Source organism: Paenibacillus sp. D51F (assembly GCF_053345695.1).
The window spans coordinates 1-20,209 of record NZ_JBKFAO010000005.1; the positions used below are offsets into that span (position 1 = coordinate 1).

Below are 20,209 nucleotides of genomic sequence, written 5' to 3' on the forward strand. Positions count from 1 at the left end.
GGCCCCTACGGCGATGCCGGCGGCGTGCTCGCCGCCGCCGGCAAGCGCCTTGGCGGGCTCGAGCGCAGCCTCGCCCGCCAGGCGGAGCTGGCCCGCGCCGCAGGCGAGGCGCTGGCGGCCGGGCGGCAGCCGGCCGCCGGGCTTGCCGAGCAGCTGCGGCAAGGGGCCGAGGAGGCCGGGCGCATCGCCGCCGACCTCCTCGGCCGCTACGACAGCGAGCTCGCGCCGCGCGTCGCGGCAGGAGTGAAGGCGGCGCAAAAGGCCGCCGCAGAAGCCGGCGACGCGCTGAAGCGGGCGCATGCCGAGCTGCCCGCTGTGACCGGACTGCTCCGGGATGCCGCCAAAGGCATCGCGTTCGGCCAAAGCAAGCTCGACGCCTTCCAGAGCGAGCTGCCGGAGGCCGAAAAGCGGATTCGGGACCTCGCGGCCAAGCTGCGGGAGCTGCGCAAGAAAGGCAATCTCGGCGAGGCCATCGATCTGCTTAAGAGCAATTACGTCCAAAAGGCCGAATTTCTGGCCCGCCCGATCAAGCTGAAGCAGCATTCCCTGTTCCCGATCGCGAATTACGGGACGGCGATGACGCCGTTCTTCACCGTACTCTCGCTGTGGGTTGGCGCGCTGCTGCTCGTCTCCATGCTCAGCCTGGATGTCCATCGAGAGGCGGCGGTCCAGCATGCCTATCTCGGCCGCTTCCTCACCTTCTGGGCGATCGGCCTGCTGCAGTCGCTGCTCGTCACGCTCGGAGACATCCTGCTGCTCGGCGTACGCCCCGCGTCGCCGGTCTTGTTCGTGCTGTCGGCTCTGCTCATCAGCACCGTGTTCATGCTCATCGTCTATACGCTCGTATCCGTTCTCGGCAATGTCGGCAAGGCTGCCGCCATCGTCCTGCTCGTGCTGCAGCTCGCCGGCTCCGGCGGCACGTTCCCGGTGCAAGTCACAGCTCCGATCTTCCGGGCCCTCTATCCTTTTCTGCCTTTCACCTATGCCGTCGGCCTCATGCGCGAAACGGTCGGAGGCATTCTCCCCGAAGCCGCGCGCAGGGATTTGTCGAAGCTGCTGCTCTTCGGCGTCATCGCGCTGCTCGCCGGCCTGCTGCTCAAGAAGCCGCTCGGAAGAGCCGCCGGGAGCCTTGCGGCAAAAGCCCGCGAAAGCGGCATTATCCATTGATCGTTGATCGAAATCGAACGACTACGCAGAATTTTCTTCTGTGCCCGGAGGAATCCAATGAAAATGAGATCCCATGCCGCGCCCGAACCCGATAAAGCTCCGCTGTGGCCGATGTTCAAGCGCCTGTTCCTGCATGTCAAAGGACAATGGCCGCTGCTTCTGGCCGCATGGCTGTCCATGGGCGGCGTCGCCGCCCTGCAATTCGTCATTCCGAAGCTGACCCAATATGCGGTCGACCATGTCATTCCCGGCAAGCTGTACGGCCAGCTGCTGCCGATCGCAGGCGCCGTATTGGGGACAGCGGTGCTGCTCGGCGTTTTCGGCTATATCAGCAGCTACACGTTCAGCAAAGCCGGCCAGCAGACCGTCTTCGAGATCCGCAACCGCCTGTACCGCCATTTGCAAAGCCTCGATCTCGGCTTCTACGACCGCCGCCGCACGGGCGACCTGATGTCCCGCATGACGAGCGATGTCAACCAGCTGCAGCAGATGGTCAGCTCCGGAACGATGGGGATTCTGACTGACGCCGTCACGTTCATCGCTATTGCCGGTTACATGCTGCTGGAGAATGCTCAGATGACTGTCGCGCTCCTGGCGTTGTTTCCCGTCATGTTCCTTACGGCCCGCCGCTATGGCGGACGGATGCGCCGCACCTTCCGACGGGTCCAGGAAACCGTGGCGGAGATGAGCAGCCATCTGCAGGACACGCTCTCTTCCATCCGGCTCGTCAAGTCGTTCTCCGCCGAAGAACGCGAAAGCGCTGTATTCGCCCGCTTGAGCGCCGACAACCGGGACGCCAATCTCCGCTCCACCCGCTTCAGCGCGATTTTCGGCCCCATGATCGACCTGCTTCAATACGCAGGCATGGCTTTCGTGCTCGCCTTCGGCTCCTGGCAAGCGATGCGCGGCGATATGACCGCCGGCTCGGTCATCGCCTACCTCAGCTACTTGCGGCTGCTCCAAAACCCGGTGCGGCGCTTCAGCCGCCTCATGAGCACCGTGCAGCAGTCCGCGGCGGCCTATGACCGCATCATGGAGACGATGTCGGCCGTTCCCGACGTCAAGGACCGGCCTGATGCGGGCGAGCTTAGGCTCGCTGGCGGAGAGATCGTGTTCGAGCAGGTTTCGTTCCGCTACTCCTCCTCCGCGGCTGATGTTCTGCATGAGTTCAACCTGACCTTGGCCCCGGGAAAAACGACCGCCCTTGTCGGCTCTTCGGGCGCGGGCAAAACGACGGCCGCCCATCTCGTCATGCGCTATTACGACGCGACCCGAGGCCGGATCACGGTCGACGGAACCGACATCCGCGACGTGACCCAGGCTTCCCTGCGCCGTAAGATCGCGATCGTCTCGCAGGATGTCATGCTCCGCAACGGCACCGTACGGGCCAATCTGGCTTACGGCAAGCCCGGAGCCACCGAGGAGGAAATGATCGGCGCCGCGCAGGCGGCCTACGCGCATCCGTTCATCGAGGAGCTTCCGGACGGTTACGATACGGAAGTCGGAGAGAGAGGCGTCCGCCTCTCCGGCGGGCAGAAGCAGCGGCTTTCCATCGCCAGAGCGCTGCTTGCCGATCCCAAAGTCATCATCCTCGACGAAGCGACGGCTGCTCTGGACACGGAATCCGAACAGCTCATCCAAGCAGCGTTGGAAACCCTTCTGGCCGGAAGGACCAGCCTCGTCATCGCTCACCGCCTCTCCACCGTCCGCAGAGCCGATCTCATCGTCGTCATGGAGGAGGGCCGCATCGTCCAAAGCGGCACCCACGAGGAGCTCATGGAGCAAGGAGGCCGATACCGCCGCCTGTACGAGCTCCAGTTCCCGCAGCAGGCAGGATGATGCGGCTCTGATTTCTCTTCTTTGCCGGGTATGAAACTCCAGCCCGGGGCGAATCCTACCCAAGGACGCTTTTCCAGCGCTCGAGTACATTACGCGAGAGAAGGGTGACGGCAGGAGTGAAACCAGATAAACGCGGCGGTTCCACCGCCATATCGGGCGGAGAGATGAAATGGCCGCGCGGGAAGTTCGTCGGCAGGGAGCCTCAGCCTTCCCACAAGAAAGCCGACGACAGCCGCACAGCCGCCCTTCTCGCCCTATCATCCGTTCCTTTGATCATGACGCTGGGCAATTCCATGCTAATTCCCGTGCTGCCCGCCATCGAAACGGCGCTCGGCATCACGCCTTTGCAGGCGAGCCTCATCATTACGGTCTACTCCGTCATGGCCATCATTCTGATTCCGATCGCCGGTTATCTGTCCGACCGCATCGGCCGCAAGAAGGTCATCATTCCCTCGCTGATCCTGGCTGGAGCGGGAGGCGCGGTATGCGGCTGGGCGGGCAGTCTCGAGCCAGGGGGATACGGCATCATTCTGGCAGGAAGAGTGCTACAGGGAATCGGCGCTGCCGGCGCCATGCCGATCGTCCTCCCTCTAGTAGGAGACATGTTCCGGAGCGAGCAGCAGGTCAGCGCGGGACTCGGACTGATTGAAACCTCCAACACTTTCGGCAAGGTGCTCAGCCCGATTCTCGGATCGGCTCTCGCTCTTCTTGCCTGGCAGGCGCCGTTCTGGTCCGTGCCTGTTCTTTGCGCGCTCTCCATTATCCTTGTGCTGCTCCTGGTCAAGGTGCCGCCCAAGCAAGGCAAGGAAGCAGCCGCCACTCAGCCTCCAGGCAAATTCTTGAGCGGCGTTTGGAATCTTTACCGCAGCAAGGCGAGATGGCTGACGGCTTTGTTCGTCGTAGGCTGCTTTTCGATGTTCATTTTATTCGGACTGCTGTTCTACCTGTCGGAAACGCTGGAAAAAAGCCATCACATGAAAGGCATCCTGAAGGGGCTTGTGCTCGCGATTCCTTTGGCCGTTCTGTGCGCGGCTTCCTATGCAGCGGGAAAATGGATCGGCGAGCATAAAAAAGTGATGAAATGGACCCTCACCGGGGGATTCCTCCTCTGCGCGGCCAGCATTGGAGCCTGCCTGTTCTGGGAAGCGACCTCCATCCGCATCGCCCTGCTGTCCGGGGCAGGCCTTGGCATCGGTGCCGGCCTGCCCTGCCTCGACGCCTTCATTACCGAAGGCATCGACAAGGAGGAGCGCGGGACGATCAGCTCGCTGTACAGCAGCATGAGATTCATCGGCGTAGCCGCAGGCCCGCCCGTCGCTTCGCTGCTGATGAAGCAGTCCGCGCCTTTGCTGCTGGGAGTAATGGCTGCCGTGGCTGCCGCCGCTTTCATACTCGCGCTTGCCGGGATTCGCCCGCGCAATGACAAAGGCTGAGCCGTTCAAGCGGCTCAGCTTTTGTTTGTCTCTTGTTTTTCGCGTTCCGGAACCTCTTGAGGGCATGCATCGTTTTGTTTCCGGTCAAGACACTACAGGAGATAAACGGAGGCTGGTTGAATAACGGCTCTTTATTGGCAGCCAAGTCCCTCATTGCCCATAGACCCATAGACATTTCCATGGACATTCGTTTGTTTGGATGCGTCCAATAATGTCCGGCAGTCATTCCGTCTGCCTTTATGCATGCGTCCCCCTTTTCGCCAATCAGGCCGTTCCGGCTTTACGTACATGCTTCCCGCTTTTCGACGATTGCAGGCCATTCCGGCTTTACTGGCATCCGACCCTTTTTCGCAGCTTACAGGCCATTCCGACTTTATCGGACATACGATCCGCTATTTGGCCAATTTGAAGGCTATTTCAGATTTATCGGACATACGATCCGCTATTGCCAAATTTTTATCAACATAGAGGTAAATTTCAAAGAAATAACGGATCTGATGTCCGATAATCACCCATAAAGGCTCATTCTCGCTCAATAACGGATCGTATGTCCGATACGGTTAATCGGGCATTCCCAGTTTGAATTTATAAGAGCTACCGTGGCGCGCAGGCAGCATTGGGATGCATCATATTTGATATCATAGGCGTTTTTCTTGTTTCATTTCTTGTTTCATTTCTTGTTTCATTTCTTGTTTCATTTCTGGTTTCATTTCTTGTTTACAGTTACGTGTTTCGAACTTCTCTTCTGTTTCTGATACCATTCGTAAACTGTGATTCCGTGTTTCGTTTTTGGCTTCTGTACCTATCTCCGGTTTTGTGCTGCATTCGTTAACTTTCCGGCTTCGTGTTCCTTGCTTTTTACTTGACTTGCTTTCGATTTCTCCCGTTCCTGTTCTCAAAGCCCTCCCCCCGTTCCTGTTCTCGAAGCCCTCCCCAATTCCATCCACAGTTTCCACCCTTTCGCTCCGTTTTTCCACTCCCCGTTGGTTTTCTTCCCGAATTCTTTTCCAGAAAAGCCTTTGCAGCCTGCAGGCTGCTTGGAGACATCTTAGAATGGAAAAAAAGGGGATTGCCGCCGAATGGAAAAGAATCTCGTCCGAATCGCACTCGCCCAAACCCGCTTTCCGAAGTCGCTTGCGGATGGAGAAGATCTCGTAGCCCGAGGAATAAGCCAGGCTGCTGAGCAGGGAAGCACCCTCGTCTGTTTTCCGGAGGCGGTCCTTCCGGGGCTGAGAGGGGTCGGCTTCGAAGTTGAGCCCTATGATCACGAGGCCATGCAGGCTGCGCTGAAGCGCGTCTGCGAGCTGGCCGCCAGCCGCCGGATCGCGGTCGTGCTGCCTACGGAATGGAGGGGCGAGGGAGGCATGGAGCTCGCGGCATTTGTCATCTCTGCCGATGGCAAGCTGCTTGGACGCCAGACCAAAAATCAGCTCGATCCGGACGAAGAGCCATTCGGTTATAATCCCGGCGTTGGAAGAACGCTGTTCGAGATTGAAGGGCTGAAGTTCGGCATCGTCATCTGCCATGAGGGGTGGAGGTATCCCGAGACCGTCCGCTGGGCCGCGCGCCGAGGAGCGGATATCGTCTTTCATCCCCAGTTCACTCCCGCGGTGCCCAACCCCGAATTCTACAAAGGCGCCATGGCTTGCCGCAGCGGCGAGAACCAAATTTATTTCGCGAGCGTCAACTTCGCCCTGGAAGGACAGCAGGTCGTCACCCGCCTGATCTCCCCTGCCGGAGAAACGCTGGCCTCGGCATTGCCCGATGTCGAAGAGCTGATCATCTATGATGTCGACCCAGCCCAGGCTACTCGCCGTCTTGCGGTCAGGCTGCGGCCGGAGCTGCTTGGCTGAGCAGCGTTCGCATAGCAAATAAAACGGGGATGGCCGTCCATCCCCGTTTTCAATGTTCAGCTTTTCGGCTCACTGTTCAGCTTTTCGGCTCACTGTTCAGCTTTTCGGCTCACTGTTCAGCTTTTCGGCTCACTGTTCAGCTTTCCGGCTCACTGTTCAGCATTTCAGCCCTTCAGCTTTTCCGTCGTAGCGCTTGGTCCATTCCGTCAAAATCGCGTCGCGGTCTTTGGCGGCAGCCTGCAGGTCGTACTTTATGAGCTGGTCGACCGGATTTTGGGCATACCTGGCCAGGAGCTCGATATCGCCTCCAAAGCAGCTCCTCTATTTTGCTTACTAAAGTTGAGAAACAATAGTTAATTTAGTACAATGAATAGACTAAAGGAGGCCTATTTTTATGTCCGCTTCACCGAGAAAGATGGAACTTGGAATCAGCACTTTTTTGGAGGCCATGCCAGCCTCGACCGCAGGCCCGACGATCAGCCACGCCCAGCGTCTGCGCAACGCGGTCGAGGAGATCGTCGTCGCCGAGCAGGCCGGTCTGGACGTCTACGGCATCGGAGAGCATCATCGGCCTGATTATGCGGGAAGCGCTCCAGCCGTCGTGCTTGCCGCCGCGGCGCCCCTGACCAAGAAGATCCGCCTGACGAGCGCCGTCACGGTGCTGTCCTCGGACGATCCTGTCCGCGTCTACCAGCAGTTCTCCACCCTCGACGGCCTCTCGGACGGCCGTGCCGAGATCATGGCGGGACGTGGCTCCTTCATCGAGTCTTTCCCCCTGTTCGGCTACAGCCTGGACGATTACAACGAGCTGTTCGACGAGAAGCTGGAGCTGCTGCTCAACATCCGGCAGTCGGAAAAAGTAAGCTGGCCAGGCGGCCATCGGCCGGCCATCGATAATCAAGGCGTATACCCGCGGGCGGTGCAGGAGCCGCTCCCGGTCTGGATCGCTACGGGAGGAAATCCGGAATCCGCCATTCGCGCTGGCGTGCTCGGCCTTCCCGTCGTATTCGCGATCATCGGGGGCATGCCGGAGAGATTCGCCCCGCTGGTGGATCTGTACCGCCGCGCCGCCGCACAGGCTGGCCACGACCTCTCGAAGCTGCGGGTCGCTACGCACTCGCACGGCTTTGTCGGCGATACGACTCAGGGAGCCGCCGATGCCTTCTTCCCTCATAACCAGGCACAGATGAGCGCCATCGGCAAAGAGCGCGGCTGGGCCGGATACGACCGCGCAGCCTACGACCAGTCCCGTACTCTGCGAGGCGCTCTCTACGTCGGCGATCCCGAATTCGTCGCGGAGAAAATCGTGCTGCTGCGCCAGAACCTCGGCCTCGACCGCTTCTTCCTGCATGTGGACGTCAGCACGATGCCGCATCGCGAGGTGCTGAAGGCCATCGAGCTGCTCGGTACGAAGGTCGCCCCGATCGTGCACAAGGAGCTGGAGCGCATCGAAGGCGGCAAGTAACCGCTTATCCGGAGGAGGAGAGGTGCCGGATGTCAGGCCTGGCGGAATTCCCTCTCGTCCGAAGGATCTACAAGAATGGGCTGTTCCGGCTGGTCGGGTCGGAGGAGATGTTCGAGTCTGTACTCCCGCTGCTGCTGGACGGCATCGAGCGCCAGATGGCAGAGGGAATGCAGCGACGCCGGAAAATGAAAAAAGCCCCTTCAGGCCAAGCCGCTCCGCCCGACCCGTCGAGGATCGAGACGCCGCTTGTCCCGGCAGGGGCTTTCTCTTTTTTCAAGTCGAGGCCAAAAGCTCCAGCGCTCTTGCCAGCGGGCGGAGAGGATGGCCGATCTGCCTGCCCGTCTCCCGCCCGGCCCGTTCGGCCGCTCCGGCCATCGACAGCTGGGCGACGGATACAGCCAGCCCCGGATCGGACTCTGCCGTCCGGAGAAGATGAGCGGTAACCGCGTCCTCATACTCCTCTTTCCTGCCAGCCATGATCAGGGGGAACAGATCCGGGATGACTTCGGCGCGGACTGCCGGCGCCCGACAGCCGGATGCTTCCGCATAAGCATGCAGTCTGGCCATCGTTCCTTCTACCGTGGCCGAATTGCTGAACAGCAGCAGCTGGGGCTGCCCGCTGCGGCATACCTCCTGGAAGAATGGCTCGTCGATCTTGAGAATAGCCGGCATTCCGGCTGCCAGACGAGACTCGTCAAGCAGCGTTATATAGTTGGTGCAGGTGATCAGGATGACGTCCGCTCCCGCCGCAGCCATCCATTCCAGCTGTTTCAGCACCCTATCGCCCCCTCCAGCGCTTGCGAAGCCGGGATCGTTGCCGATACGGGCCATCAGGCCGGGATCGACGTAATGCTCCAAGACGAATTCCCGGGGCGCGATCTCCTGGATGAATCCGATATTGGATTCATGCGCGTGCAGGCAAGCCAGTTTTCGAGCCATTGCAATCCCCCGCCCGTTTTCCCCCTATCTTACCAGCAGATTCACCTCTTGTCCGGACAGGCGCTGAAAAGGCGAAAAACCCGGCTGTTCCCAGCCAAGCTTCGCTCTTAGTCTGCCACGATCTGCCGCAAAAGCTCCGAGTAAGACGGTTTTTTCGGCTTATTTGACTGCTTCTTCCACAGAAACTCCGAGTTAGACGGGTTTTCCCGCTTATTTGGCCGTTTCTACCGCAGAAGCTCCGAGTTAGATGGGTTTTCCCGCTTATTTGGCTGTTTCTACCGCAGAAGCTCCGAGTTAGATGGGTTTTCCCGCTTATTTGGCCGTTTCTGCCGCAGAAGCTCCGAGTTAGACGGGTTTTCCTGCTTATTTGGCCGTTTCTGCCGCAGAAGCTCCGAGTTAGACGGGCTTTCCCGCTTATTTGGCTGCTTCTGCCGCAAAAGCTCCGAGTAAGACGGTTTTTTCGGCTTATTTGACTGCTTCTTCCGCAGAAGCTCCGAGTTAGACGATTTTTTCGGCTTATTTGGTTGCTTCTGACGCAAAAGCTCCGACTAAGACGGTTCTTTCATGCTCGAGGTTCCCCATTGATTTGCCTGAGGCTCCAAAGACCGCCCTGAGCCTCCGCCATTTCGCCAGCCAAAAAAAGAACCGCCTAGGCGGTTCCAATCATGATATATGGCACTGTCTTGATTTCCTTGCTTCTTGCTTCCTTTATCTTTTTGCTTCCTTTATCTTTTTGCTTCCTTTATCTTCTTGCTTCCTTGCTCTTCTTGCTCTTCTGCTTGCTCTTCTTGCTCTTCTGCTTGCTCTTCTTGCCTTCCCTGCTCTTCTTGTTTCCTTTATTTCCTTTGTTTCCTTACGTCCAGCTTGTTGCTTCTTGCTTCTTCTTGCTTCTTGCTTCTTGCTTCTTGCCTTCATCCCTTGCCTGCTTTTTCTGCCTTGCTATCCTCTTCTATCCCCTGCTCGTTCTTTCATTCCTTGCCCGCCTTCTTCACATCCACCACAATCGTATCCAAAAGCCTGCCGTCCACGTAGGGAAGAAGACGCCAGCGTCCCGGCTCGGGCAGCGACATCATGGAGACGGCGATCCGGTCTGCGCCGTTCAAGGAGCCGGAAAAAAACGAATCCGTCGAGAAGACGTCGACAGGCCGTTCCTCTCCTTCTTTGATCGCCTTCACCTGGAAGCCTCCGTCGAACTTCTCCTTGTCCCCCCAGAAATGCCACATGTACTTCTGGTGCATGCCTGCCGAGAAACCGGCGTCTATGAAGGCTACTTTTCCTTCCACGCCGCGCATGAGATAGGTTCCGGAGCGGAACTCGGGACTGGCCTGCCAATCCGGCTCATGCAAGGCTATCGTCACATGTCCATAGGAAACTCCGTCGAGAAGCACGTCGAGCCTCCACAGTCCGCCGAGGGGGAGAGCGAATTGCATCCCATGCCTCTCCAATCCTTCATAACCGCTGTCCGGACTCCGGATCAGGTCGGAATATACGGTCTCTCTCCAGCCCGAATCGGCATGCACGGCTTCCACTCGGAGGTTTTTGCCCTCGAAGACGCGGAAGGGAGCGGTGAACGAGAACAGATAACCCTGCATAATGCCTGCCTGCGCATCCGGCTCCGGGGAGATGGCGAACAGCTGCTTGCCCTGCTCGAAATAGGCATGGTTCTCCGTCAGGCTTCCCTGTCCCGGATGGCCCCCCCATGGAGACGGCAGTCCCCAAACCACTGCCAGACAGGCAGCCGTCAGCACCGCAGCCAGAACAGCCCGACGCATCCTTCTCGAGACTGCTCCGTCCCGCCCCGCGGACTGCGAATGGATCCTGCGGGTCACCGCCTGCGCCATTTCCTCCGTGAACCGGCCGGCGACGAATGGCGACGGCCGCATCCGCCTTCTCAGCCTCTCATTCCGATCGTTGGCGCTCAATGCCTTCGGCCTCCTTTTCGTCCTCTATCAGCAGTTGGCCAAGCTTCTTCCTGGCCCGGTGCGTCCGGGATTTGACCGTTCCTGCCGGAAGCCCGGTCATGGCCCCGATCTCCTTCACGGCAAAGCCATAATGATAGTCCAGAATGAGCAGCTCCCTGTATTTTCGCGGCAGGCTCATGACGGCCTCCCACAATGAGCGGCTCTCCATTCGGTCGAAAAAGACGACGTCTGCGCCGGGAGAGCTGCCTGAGGCCGTGAACAGATCGGTCAGCGTCACCTTGCGGACGAAAGCGCTTTGCAAATAATGCAGGGCTTTATTTCGCGTGATTTTGAGCAGCCAGCCTTTGACGGAGCCGTCTCCGCGATAGGCGTGCAGCGAGCTGTACGCCGACAGGAATACCTCCTGGGACAGATCGTCCGCCGCATCGGCCCGGCGCGTCAGGAAATAGGCGAATCTCCATACGTCATCGCCGAAATGATCCATCAGATCCTGCAGCACCCTGCCGCGGTCGAATCCCGGAGCCAGATGCTTGATATAGTCCAGTTCTTCCGACATGGCTGCCCCCCTCATGCATATAGGACCGCTTTGGCGGACGATCGGTTCCATTTTTTCAAGAAAAAATTTTGGCGCGAAGATCCTTCCAACGAGCGCCTGTCTTTGTCTTGCAGGACGACGCCTACGGAACAGCAAAAAGACCGTTCTCCCCTTATAGCAGGGGGAACGGTCTCGCGCCGGGATGCATTCGGTTTTGTACGGGCCGTTCCAACGATCAGGACCCGAACAGCCGGCAACCTTTTTCATGAAAGAGCTCAGTCTTTTTTGGCGGCCTCGCCGAGTGCCGGAGCCAGATCAATGACCCTCCGCTCCCGGGCGCTGCGATGCGCCGCCTCGATCAGCCTGATGACCTCCAGCGCTTCCTCCGCATCGACCGGGGGCTTGCCGCCGCCGGAGATCGCCTCCGCGATGCCCCGGTAATAGTCCTGATAGCTGCCGGGCAGCGTGTCGATCTTGGTGCGCATGGTGAGGTCGCCGACGGCCGTCGTCAGCTCGCCGTAGCATTCCTCCTTGTCCGCGCCCCAGTCGGCGTCGCCTGGCCGCAGGCCGGCCTTCAGCTGATCCTCCTGCGGATCCAGCCCGTATTTGATATAGCTCCCGAGATCTCCATGGACCATGAAGCGCGGCCCCGCCTGCCGGACCAGCGTGCCGGCCCGCAGAATCGCCCGCGACTGGGGATAGGATAGCACCAGGTGGAAGTAGTCCACCGTCTCCGCTTCATCCCGGTCGAGCCGCAGATCGGCCCAAATGGAATCCGGGCTGCCTAGAACCTGCACAGCCTGGTCGATGAGATGCGCTCCGAGGTCATACAGAATACCGGAGCCCGGCAGCGGCTGATCCCGCCATCTCGCCTCGACCTCCACCTCCGGCGAATACCGGTCGTAATGCGCCTCGTAGACGGAAACCCGTCCGATCGTGCCGGAATCCAGCACCTGCCGCACGGTAAGGAAGTCGTTGTCCCAGCGGCGGTTGTGGAAAACGCTGAGCATGACGCCCTTGGTCCGCGCCAGCTCGATCAGCTCCTCCGCCTCGCGCACCGTATTGGTGAACGGCTTCTCGACCACGACATGCTTGCCCGCGAGAATGGCGCTCTTGGCATGCTCGTAGTGCAGCGTATTCGGGCTTGCTACGACGACCAGCTCCACTCCGCTGCCCAGCAGCGCCTCCACGTCTTCGTACACGTCGACATTCTCGTAATCCTCCCGGACTTTATCCGTCTGGGAGGTGACGACTCCAGTCAGCTGCAAGCCTTCCTCGGCTGCGATGAGGGGGGCGTGGAATACCGAGCCTGACAGGCCGTATCCGATCAATCCCGTTCGTATGCCCATGATGATTGCCTCCGTTTCGGTAGGATCAAGGTACTTATCCTTACCCTCAGGCCGCCTCACGGAACCAAGGCCAAGCTCCGAAGTTCCGGCCCGGACGGATCGGCCGCTCGGCTCCTCAGCCCGGTCAAGCCTGCATGCCGGTCAGACGGGCGTACAATCCTCCCCGGGATACGAGCTCCTCATGCGTGCCTTCCTCCTCGATGCCCTGCTCCGAGAGCACGAGAATCCGGTCCGCGCTCCGGATCGTCGACAGCCGGTGGGCGATGACGAACGTCGTCCGGTTCCTCGCCAGCCGCTCCAGGCTTTTCTGGACCGCCTTCTCGCTCCGGTAGTCGAGGGCGGAGGTCGCTTCGTCCAGGATGAGAATGGACGGATCCTTGAGGAACGCCCTGGCGATGCTGATGCGCTGGCGCTGTCCGCCGGACAGCTTCACGCCCCGCTGTCCGACTACGGAGCTGTAGCCTTGCGGCAGCTCCAGGATGAATGCATCGGCATTCGCATTCACCGCCGCTTCCCTGATCTCGTCGTCGGTCGCGTCCGGCCGCCCGTAGCGGATATTGTCCGCGATCGTCCCTGCGAACAGATACGACTCCTGCTGCACGATGCCGATATGGCTTCGCAGCGACTTCAGCCGGATATCTCTGACGTCCTTGCCGTCGATCCTCACCGTTCCTTCGCTGCATTCATAGAATCGGGGAATGAGGCTGCAGAACGTCGTTTTGCCGACCCCCGAGGAGCCGACGAGAGCGATGAACTCGCCGGGGCGGACTTTGAAGTCGATGCCGGACAGCACTTCCCCCTCCTCCTTCGAATAGCGGAAGCTGACGCGGTCGAATTCCACTTCTCCGCGGACATGATGGAGATCGGCAGCATGATCGGCATCCGCAATATCGGGCTGAATCTCCATGAGCTCCCGGAAGCGCTCGAATCCCGCGATGCCGTTCTGCAGATTTTGCGTGAAGTTCACCAGCATCCGGATCGGCGCGATCAAGGTGCCGATATAGAGTAGGAATGTGATCAGGTCGGGCAGTTGCAATTCGCGGCGGCCGATCAGGTAAGCGCCAACGACAACGACCAGAATCGTAAGCAGCGACACGAAGCTGTTCAGGCCGTTGAACATGACCGCCTCGGCCCAGTAGCCTTTTTTGCGGCTTTCGAAAAAGCGGCGGTTTCTGCGCCTGAACTTATCCGTCTCGGCCTCCTCGCCGTTGAAGGCCTGCACGGCCCGGATGCCGGCAAGCGTATCCTCGAGCTGTGCGTTGATGTCGCCGATGCGCTCTTTGCTCGTTTTCAGCGCCCTCTTCAGCTTCCCGCTGTACAAATAGACGAGCAGGAAAAGCACCGGAAGGATGCAGAAAATCATCCAGGTCAGCGGGCCGTTGATCCGGCTCAGAATGAGGAAAGAGCCGACAATTCGCACCAGCGAGATGACGACATCCTCGGGTCCGTGATGAGCCAGCTCTGAAATGTCGAACAGATCGTTCGTCATGCGCGACATCAGCTGGCCGGTGCTGGCGTTGTCATGGAAGACGAAGCTCTGTTTCTGGACATGGACGAACAAATCGTCCCGCATGTCCGCCTCCATTCGCGCACCCATGGCATGGCCGAAGTAGTCGGTATAGAAGCCGCTTGCGTATTCGACGATCATGAGGAACAAGAACACGCCGATGATCCTCGCCATCATCTCTACCGCTATGCCCTGCTCGCTGATCGCCTCGCTTGTGATGCGGTTGATGAGCATGGGGTAAGCAAGGACGACGAGGGAAGCCAGAGCGGCAAAGAACAGATCGGCGGCCAGCATGAGCCGGTAAGGCTTGTAATAGGCGAAAAAGGATTTTAGCCATTTCATGGGAAGCACCTCCTGCGGGCGCAGCTTCCTTCTGGGGAGCGCGTGCCTTCTCCCCCCTAGAGTATCCGTATCGCGGCGCGGTCTCTACGTAAAGGATGGCTATAGTCAAACGAAACCTGCTGAAGCTGCCCAGGCGCATTTCCTATGGAACCCCTCCATAGTAAGCCAGTAGCACGCTTGCCGCACTCCATCATCTTAGAGTGGATTCGGGCATAAAAAAAGAGAAACCCGACGTTTAAAAAAACGTGGGTTTCTCGAAGCTCTGAAGCGCCCTGCGGGTGCGACGCTCAAAAAAGATATAGAATTGTCTTCAGGCCTGATTTCAAAAGCCTCGTAACAACAGAGACTTCTCAACAGTTTGAGCGTTCGCGCGGGCGCTTCTTCATGCCCGGCATTCCTCAATCCGCGAGCCGGTAGCCGACTCCCCGCACGGTCTCGATGTACACCGGAGCCAGGGCGTTGTCGCCCAGCTTGCGCCGCAGGCTCTTCACATGGACGTCGACGACGTTGCTGTTGCCGAAAAACGGCGCATCCCAGATCGTCGCCATGAGATGGTCGCGCGTCTGGACGGCCCCCTCCGCGCCGATGAAGCTGAGCAGCAGCTCATACTCCGTCTTGGTCAGATCGATCGGGCTGCCGCCGCGGAACACCGCCATGCGCTTCGTGTCCAGAATCAGATCCTTGAAGCCCAGAATGCCTGGATCAGCCTCGTCTGCGGCAGGATGCCGAAGCAGCCAATCCTCGACGAGATCCAAGGCGTCCGCAGGGGAAACCGTCTGCAGGGCTCCCGTATCCATGCTGCCGCGGAATTCCTTTCCTTGCTTGTCCCGGTCTCCCAGAAGAATAGCGCGGCTCTGCTTGGACGGATCCGCCATGAAGGTGCGGAAGCCGGGATCGCTGCCCAGCATGTCGGCCGCGCTGCCGTCGATCAGGTACAGGTCGGCCTGCAGGCTGTGCAGAACGTAATCGTCCACGCGGTGGAAGACCATCACATCGTAACAGGCGGCGGACAAATCCCGGATCAGCTCATGCAGCAGGTTGGGATACGGGCTGATCAGCACGATCCGCCGCGTCGTGGCGCATAGGATGGGCGGTGCGGCTTCGGCCGTCGAGACGGCGGATGCATCTGCACCCGCCTTTGTTCCGTAGCCATAGCCCGGCAGATGAAGCTGCGCGAGCTTGACCAAGTTTTCTTCAGAATGGATGCTGTTCACTCCACAATCTCCTCCTATCCGTTGCCAGCTGCGAGAGGATCTGTTCTCGTTCTATCTCTGTCTCTATTTCTCTATCTGTCTGAGACTTTATCTGTGCAACCCCGTGACATTCAGTGAAGAGAGCAAGCAGGCGTGGATCCGCCTCTCATTCCCTGTGGCGGCATGCCGCCCTGCTTCTAGTATAATTCCGGCTGCGAACGGGGGTCAACCGCCTCTGCAGCCTCGTCTTCCTTCGGTGAGCGCAGCTGGCGCAGCGCGAACTCGCGGTACAGCTCATGCGTCTCCAGCAGCTCCTCATGGGTGCCCCGTCCGGTGATGCGTCCCTTGTCCACGAACAGGATCTGGTCGGCGTCCACGACGGTCGACAACCGGTGGGCGATGACGACCGTCGTGCGCCCCTCCATCAGATTGCCGAGCGCCTGCTGCACGATCACCTCCGCCTGGCTGTCGAGCGCCGAGGTCGCCTCGTCGAGCAGCAGGATGTCCGGATTGCGCAGCAGAGCCCGCGCGATCCCGATGCGCTGCCGCTGCCCGCCGGACAGCTTGATGCCGCGCTCGCCGACCTCGGTGTCGTATTTTTGCGGCAGCTCGTTGATGAAGACGTCGGCGTAGGCCAGCCTCGCCGCTCTCTCCAGCTCCTCCGGCTCCGGCGCGCGGTCGATGCCGTACGTCAGATTGTCGCGGATCGTGCCCGCCATCAGCGGGCTTTCCTGCGCCACATAGCCGATCCGGCTGCGCCAGCTGGCGAGGGAATAGTCCGCGAGCGGCACGCCGCCGATCAGCAGCCTTCCTGCCGTAGGAGCGTAATATCGCTCCAGAAGCGAGAAGAGCGTTGTTTTGCCGCCCCCGCTTGGACCGACGATCGCCGTAACCTGTCCCGGCTGGAGTACGAAATCGATGCCCCGAAGGATCGGCTCGCTGCCGGCATAGGCGAACTCCAGTCCTTCGGCCGTGACGGGAGCCGACGCGCTGCGGAGCTCCCCGCCTGCGGCGAAGTCCTCCTCGGTCTCCTCCAGCGTCGCGCTGATCCGCTCTGTCGCTCCCATCGCCTTGTTGAATTGAGAGAAGAAAACGGCGATCTGGCTGATCGGCATGATGATCTGCATGAGGTACAGGATGAAGGCGACAAGGTCGCCGGCTGTCATCGCCCCGGACGACACGCGCACGCCGCCGTAGCCGATGATGATGACGAGCAGCATCATGATCGTGAAGGAGACGGCGGGGCCGATCCAAGCCCCGACCTTGCCTTCACGGACGCCGAGCCGGTACAAGGCGCGGATGCCCTTGAAGCCGTGTTCCAGCTCGCGCCGCTCCGCGCCCGACGCCTTGACGAGGCGGACCTCCGACAGCACGTTGTTGATGCCGCCGGAGAAGGAAGCCGTCTCGTCCTGCGTTTCCTTGGCGATGCGGTGCATCATGATGCCGAGCGGCACCATGATGCCGGCCAGCACCGGAATCGCGATCAGCAGGATGAGCGTCATGCGCCAATCCAGCGTCAGCAACAGGATGAACGCTCCGATCGCCGAGATGATGCTGGTGACGAAGCCGACCAGATGATCGGTGATGAGTCCGCGCACGACGCCCGTGTCGTTGGTCATGCGGCTGACCGTTTCTCCCGTCTGGTGCCGGTCGTAATAAGCGACCGGCAGCGCCATCAGCTTGCGCCACAGCCGCTCGCGCAGGCTCGCAACGACATGCTGCCCGAGCCGGGCGAGCAAGTAGCTGGAATAAGCTCCGGCCAGCGCTTGGATGACGAAGAATCCGGCCAGCATGACGATGTGGCCCGGCTTCAAGGCGCTCAGGCTGAAGCCGTCGATGAACTGCTTGGTCACCATCGGCACGACGAGGCCTGCCGCCGTAGAAGCCAGGCTCAGCAGCAGCGCGACGGCGATCAGCTTTTTGGGCGGCTTGGACGCCATGATGAGCCTGACGAAGGAACGCCAGCCCGCCCGCTTGCCGCCGGCTTGTCCAGCGGATGAAGGGGCATCGCCCCGTGCGCGGTAGGATGAGATTTCGGTTGAAGATGCCATGCGTTTTGCAGCCCCCTTTCCCTCTATCCGTCCCAAGGGAATCTGTTGTTTCCTTTATTATAGGTCTCGCTCAAGTCCCTTTGCCACTCAGCCGGCGGCCAGTCGGCTGCTGCCGATCCGGAGCGAAGGGTCGGCAAAGCCTGGCCTGAAGCCTCCTGAATGAACAAAAAGAGGCATGAGAAGTTCTCATGCCTCTTCTTATACCGTTCGATCCGTTGATCCACGAGCGGAAGGATTACAGCCTATTCCTCCGAGAACAGCTCCTCCAGCATCGGGCTCCGGTTGTTCAGGAACTGCCTCGTCACCCGGAAATGCTCCGTCTCCTCCAGCGCGACCTCTTCGATGCCGCTCCCGCTGAGCTGATAAATGACTGCGTCCGGATAAGCCATCAGAATCGGCGAATGCGTGGAGATGATGAATTGGGAGCCTTGGCTGACGAGCTCGTGAATTCGGGCCAGCATCGACAGCTGCCTCGTCGGCGACAGCGCCGCCTCCGGCTCGTCCATGATGTAGAGCCCGCCGCCCCCCAGCCGGTTAATGAAGGCCGCAAAAAAGGACTCTCCATGCGACTGCTCATGCAGAGAACGGCCTCCATAGCTTTCGATGATTCTAGGTCCCCGACCATCGGGGTCCCGATCCATCTCCTCGATATTGCTCGCCAGATTGTAATAGCTCTCTGCCCGGAAGAAGAACCCGTCCCGAGGCTTGCGGGTTCCGCGCGCCAGCCTCAAGTGCCGGTGGAGCTCTGAATGGGAAGCATAGGTGGAGAACGTGAAGTTCAGGCTGCCGCCCTCGGGATTGAAGCCCCAAGCGACGGCGATGCCCTCCAGCAGAGTCGACTTGCCTTTGCCGTTCTCCCCGACGATGTACGTCACCTTGGGATGCAGCGTGAGCCGGTCCATCTCCCGGATGACGGGGAGCGAGAAGGGATACTCCGCGAAGGAAGGCACGCTGTCCCGCAGCAGTTGCACGCTTCTCAGATAAGCTTCGGGTTGCATTCCGGCCAAGTCCCCCTTCCTCTATGCTGCAGTTGAATTCGGATCGACGGCATCAGCCCTCGGCAGGACCTCTGAGCTTGACCGTCCGTTCCAGAGCAGCCAAGGAATCGGCGTCGACCAGGCCGGGGCCGAGCCGCCACAGCGCGATGCCCTTGAGGCCGTACCGCTTGGCCAGCCCCGCCGGGCCGGACAGCGTCTGCGCCGTTTCGCTGTTGAAGTTGATCCCGAGCAGCAGCTTGCTGCGGTCGGTCTCTTTCAATGCCAGCCTGATGGCCTCGTCCACCTTGGCCAGAGGCTCCGGCTTGCCGCCCTGCTCATAGTCGTACGCCATGATCGCGATCTCGTCGGACAGCTGCGACAGCGTTTTGTAATCATAGCCTTTGTAGGAGCCGTTCAACGGATGCAGCGACAGCGACAGGCCGAGTCCGGCCGCCTTGGACGCAGCGCGCAGCTCCTTGACGAACACGTTGAACGACTGCGCGGCCGCCGCCTTGTCTCCGGTCAATCCGAGTCCTTCAAAGTCCAGATCGATGGATTTGAAGCCTCCCTGCGAAGCGGCATGCACGATTCCTTTGACCGTATCGGCTCTCAAGGAGGAATCCCCGAGCATTTTGGTCAGCTCGCCTTTGACATCCCCGGAGAAGACCATGAATTCCGTGTGGCCGCCCGCCGCTCCCGCGCCCGCTACGATCGATTCGGGAGTGACGTCGCCGTCGGCTTGGGGCCAGTAGAAGTCTTTGCCCTTGAGCGTCAGCCTGCCGTCTTCCCCGATCCGGCCCCAGCCGAAGGCGACCGCGTCGAAGCGGCCCAACTGCTTCACTTGGGAATAGGACTTGATGGCGTAATAAGCTTTCGTGTACAGCTTCTCCGGAGGAGAAACGATCGATACGGTGCGGGTCGCCCCGTCCCAGCTCACTTGCGCTCCGAACGCGCTGCTGAAAAAGCTCAGCGGAACGAGGACCGTTCCGCTCTTCTGCACGGGGGCGGCCCCGAGCTGAGCCGCCTCGCCGTCGACCGTCGCCTGCTTGCTGCCTTGGCGCAGCACGACTTTGCGCTGGCCTTCATCCGTGGTCTTGACGGCCGTAACCGTCTTGCCCGCGGCATTCCACTCGACGGGAATCTGCAGCGCTTCGGCAATGGCCCGGAAAGGAACCATCGTCGTCCCGTTCTGGATGATCGGCTGGGCCGGGAAAACGAGCGGATACCCGTCCAGCAGAATGGTCGCGGACGGAGCCGAGCCGGCTGCGGCAGCCGTGCCGGCCCCCATGCCGCCTGCGGCCAAAATGGTTGCCGCCAGCACAGCGAGAGCGGGGCGGCGGATGGATGTCAAGATCATATGAAGACAGCCTCCTTGAGTCGAAATCGATGCCATTCGTCGTTTATCAACCGGATATTTCCACTAGAGTAGACGCATTCCTGTCCCGAATGTTTCACAGGGCCACTCCTTTCCATCGTTGCGCCGAGCAGCTGCTCCGGTTTCAAGGGCCTGCTTTTAAAATTTTGACGAACGGAAATCAAGGCGAAAACGTCAACGGCAAGCCGCGCTTCCGATTAGGACGGCAAAGCGAAGTATAGTATTCTTAGAAGACAACGCTGCAGCCGCTACATCGCAGCCC

Annotated in this window: 16 protein-coding genes; 5 read left to right on the top strand and 11 right to left on the bottom strand. The window is 60.0% G+C overall.

All coding sequences use genetic code 11. The features are described from left to right. From ACLBWT_RS10735 to ACLBWT_RS10745, 3 genes are all read left to right on the top strand, one after another. The coding region (locus ACLBWT_RS10735) for a YhgE/Pip family protein (RefSeq protein WP_447663119.1) at positions 1-1,167 on the top strand (1,167 nt) is incomplete at its 5' end. Positions 1,168-1,224: 57 nt separating this feature from the next. Then, positions 1,225-3,006 carry an ABC transporter ATP-binding protein gene (locus ACLBWT_RS10740; protein WP_447663121.1) on the top strand — a complete coding sequence of 594 codons (1,782 nt, stop codon included), beginning with the start codon at positions 1,225-1,227 and terminating at the stop codon, positions 3,004-3,006. Positions 3,007-3,122: 116 nt separating this feature from the next. Further along, a complete protein-coding gene (locus tag ACLBWT_RS10745) occupies positions 3,123-4,439 on the top strand; it encodes an MFS transporter (RefSeq protein ID WP_447663123.1) in 1,317 nt (438 codons plus the stop codon). 638 nt (positions 4,440-5,077) lie between these two features. Here ACLBWT_RS10745 and ACLBWT_RS10750 read toward each other — a convergent pair. Next, complete coding sequence (locus tag ACLBWT_RS10750) at positions 5,078-5,338, bottom strand: hypothetical protein (RefSeq protein WP_447663125.1); 261 nt, start codon at positions 5,336-5,338, stop codon at positions 5,078-5,080. A 180-nt stretch (positions 5,339-5,518) separates the two neighbouring features. On the opposite strand from ACLBWT_RS10750, the gene ACLBWT_RS10755 reads away from it, so the two are divergent. After that, positions 5,519-6,292 (top strand): carbon-nitrogen hydrolase family protein, encoded by a 774-nt coding sequence (locus ACLBWT_RS10755; protein ID WP_447663126.1) that lies wholly within the window; start codon positions 5,519-5,521, stop codon positions 6,290-6,292. Positions 6,293-6,686: 394 nt separating this feature from the next. After that, the gene (locus tag ACLBWT_RS10760; RefSeq protein ID WP_447663127.1) at positions 6,687-7,757 is read left to right on the top strand and encodes an LLM class flavin-dependent oxidoreductase; all 1,071 of its coding nucleotides are present in this window, start codon (positions 6,687-6,689) and stop codon (positions 7,755-7,757) included. 273 nt (positions 7,758-8,030) lie between these two features. Here ACLBWT_RS10760 and ACLBWT_RS10765 read toward each other — a convergent pair whose 3' ends face one another. The 10 genes from ACLBWT_RS10765 to ACLBWT_RS10810 all read right to left on the bottom strand — a co-directional run bounded on the left by ACLBWT_RS10765 (position 8,031) and on the right by ACLBWT_RS10810 (position 19,929). After that, positions 8,031-8,696 carry a hypothetical protein gene (locus ACLBWT_RS10765; protein ID WP_447663128.1) on the bottom strand — a complete coding sequence of 222 codons (666 nt, stop codon included), beginning with the start codon at positions 8,694-8,696 and terminating at the stop codon, positions 8,031-8,033. A 708-nt stretch (positions 8,697-9,404) separates the two neighbouring features. Next, entirely contained in the window at positions 9,405-9,611 is a 207-nt protein-coding gene (locus tag ACLBWT_RS10770) for a hypothetical protein (RefSeq protein ID WP_447663129.1), read from the bottom strand. Positions 9,612-9,664: 53 nt separating this feature from the next. Then, positions 9,665-10,618 (bottom strand): DUF4871 domain-containing protein, encoded by a 954-nt coding sequence (locus tag ACLBWT_RS10775; protein WP_447663130.1) that lies wholly within the window; start codon positions 10,616-10,618, stop codon positions 9,665-9,667. Next, positions 10,596-11,174, bottom strand: a complete 579-nt coding sequence (locus ACLBWT_RS10780; RefSeq protein ID WP_447663131.1) for an RNA polymerase sigma factor — start codon at positions 11,172-11,174, stop codon at positions 10,596-10,598. The genes ACLBWT_RS10775 and ACLBWT_RS10780 overlap by 23 nt, the downstream gene beginning before the upstream one ends. 254 nt (positions 11,175-11,428) lie before the next feature. Next, positions 11,429-12,502 (bottom strand): oxidoreductase, encoded by a 1,074-nt coding sequence (locus ACLBWT_RS10785; RefSeq protein WP_447663132.1) that lies wholly within the window; start codon positions 12,500-12,502, stop codon positions 11,429-11,431. Positions 12,503-12,626: 124 nt separating this feature from the next. Further along, complete coding sequence (locus tag ACLBWT_RS10790; protein WP_447663133.1) at positions 12,627-14,351, bottom strand: ABC transporter ATP-binding protein; 1,725 nt, start codon at positions 14,349-14,351, stop codon at positions 12,627-12,629. 398 nt (positions 14,352-14,749) lie between these two features. After that, a complete protein-coding gene (locus tag ACLBWT_RS10795) occupies positions 14,750-15,565 on the bottom strand; it encodes a winged helix-turn-helix transcriptional regulator (protein WP_447663134.1) in 816 nt (271 codons plus the stop codon). A 176-nt stretch (positions 15,566-15,741) separates the two neighbouring features. Further along, positions 15,742-17,484, bottom strand: coding sequence for an ABC transporter ATP-binding protein (locus tag ACLBWT_RS10800; RefSeq protein ID WP_447663416.1), 1,743 nt, complete (start codon positions 17,482-17,484; stop codon positions 15,742-15,744). 353 nt (positions 17,485-17,837) lie between these two features. After that, positions 17,838-18,593, bottom strand: coding sequence for an AAA family ATPase (locus ACLBWT_RS10805; RefSeq protein ID WP_447663417.1), 756 nt, complete (start codon positions 18,591-18,593; stop codon positions 17,838-17,840). Between the two features lie 52 nt (positions 18,594-18,645). Next, entirely contained in the window at positions 18,646-19,929 is a 1,284-nt protein-coding gene (locus ACLBWT_RS10810; RefSeq protein ID WP_447663135.1) for a stalk domain-containing protein, read from the bottom strand. Positions 19,930-20,209 lie beyond the last annotated feature (280 nt).

Coding starts and splice junctions, on each gene's coding strand:
- ACLBWT_RS10740 (WP_447663121.1), top strand. CDS start 1,225: ATGAAAATGAGATCCCATGCCGCGCCCGAACCCGATAAAGCTCCGCTG.
- ACLBWT_RS10755 (WP_447663126.1), top strand. CDS start 5,519: ATGGAAAAGAATCTCGTCCGAATCGCACTCGCCCAAACCCGCTTTCCG.
- ACLBWT_RS10760 (WP_447663127.1), top strand. CDS start 6,687: ATGTCCGCTTCACCGAGAAAGATGGAACTTGGAATCAGCACTTTTTTG.
- ACLBWT_RS10765 (WP_447663128.1), bottom strand. CDS start 8,696: ATGGCTCGAAAACTGGCTTGCCTGCACGCGCATGAATCCAATATCGGA.
- ACLBWT_RS10770 (WP_447663129.1), bottom strand. CDS start 9,611: ATGAAGGCAAGAAGCAAGAAGCAAGAAGCAAGAAGAAGCAAGAAGCAA.
- ACLBWT_RS10780 (WP_447663131.1), bottom strand. CDS start 11,174: ATGTCGGAAGAACTGGACTATATCAAGCATCTGGCTCCGGGATTCGAC.
- ACLBWT_RS10785 (WP_447663132.1), bottom strand. CDS start 12,502: ATGGGCATACGAACGGGATTGATCGGATACGGCCTGTCAGGCTCGGTA.
- ACLBWT_RS10790 (WP_447663133.1), bottom strand. CDS start 14,351: ATGAAATGGCTAAAATCCTTTTTCGCCTATTACAAGCCTTACCGGCTC.
- ACLBWT_RS10800 (WP_447663416.1), bottom strand. CDS start 17,484: ATGGCGTCCAAGCCGCCCAAAAAGCTGATCGCCGTCGCGCTGCTGCTG.
- ACLBWT_RS10805 (WP_447663417.1), bottom strand. CDS start 18,593: ATGCAACCCGAAGCTTATCTGAGAAGCGTGCAACTGCTGCGGGACAGC.
- ACLBWT_RS10810 (WP_447663135.1), bottom strand. CDS start 19,929: ATGATCTTGACATCCATCCGCCGCCCCGCTCTCGCTGTGCTGGCGGCA.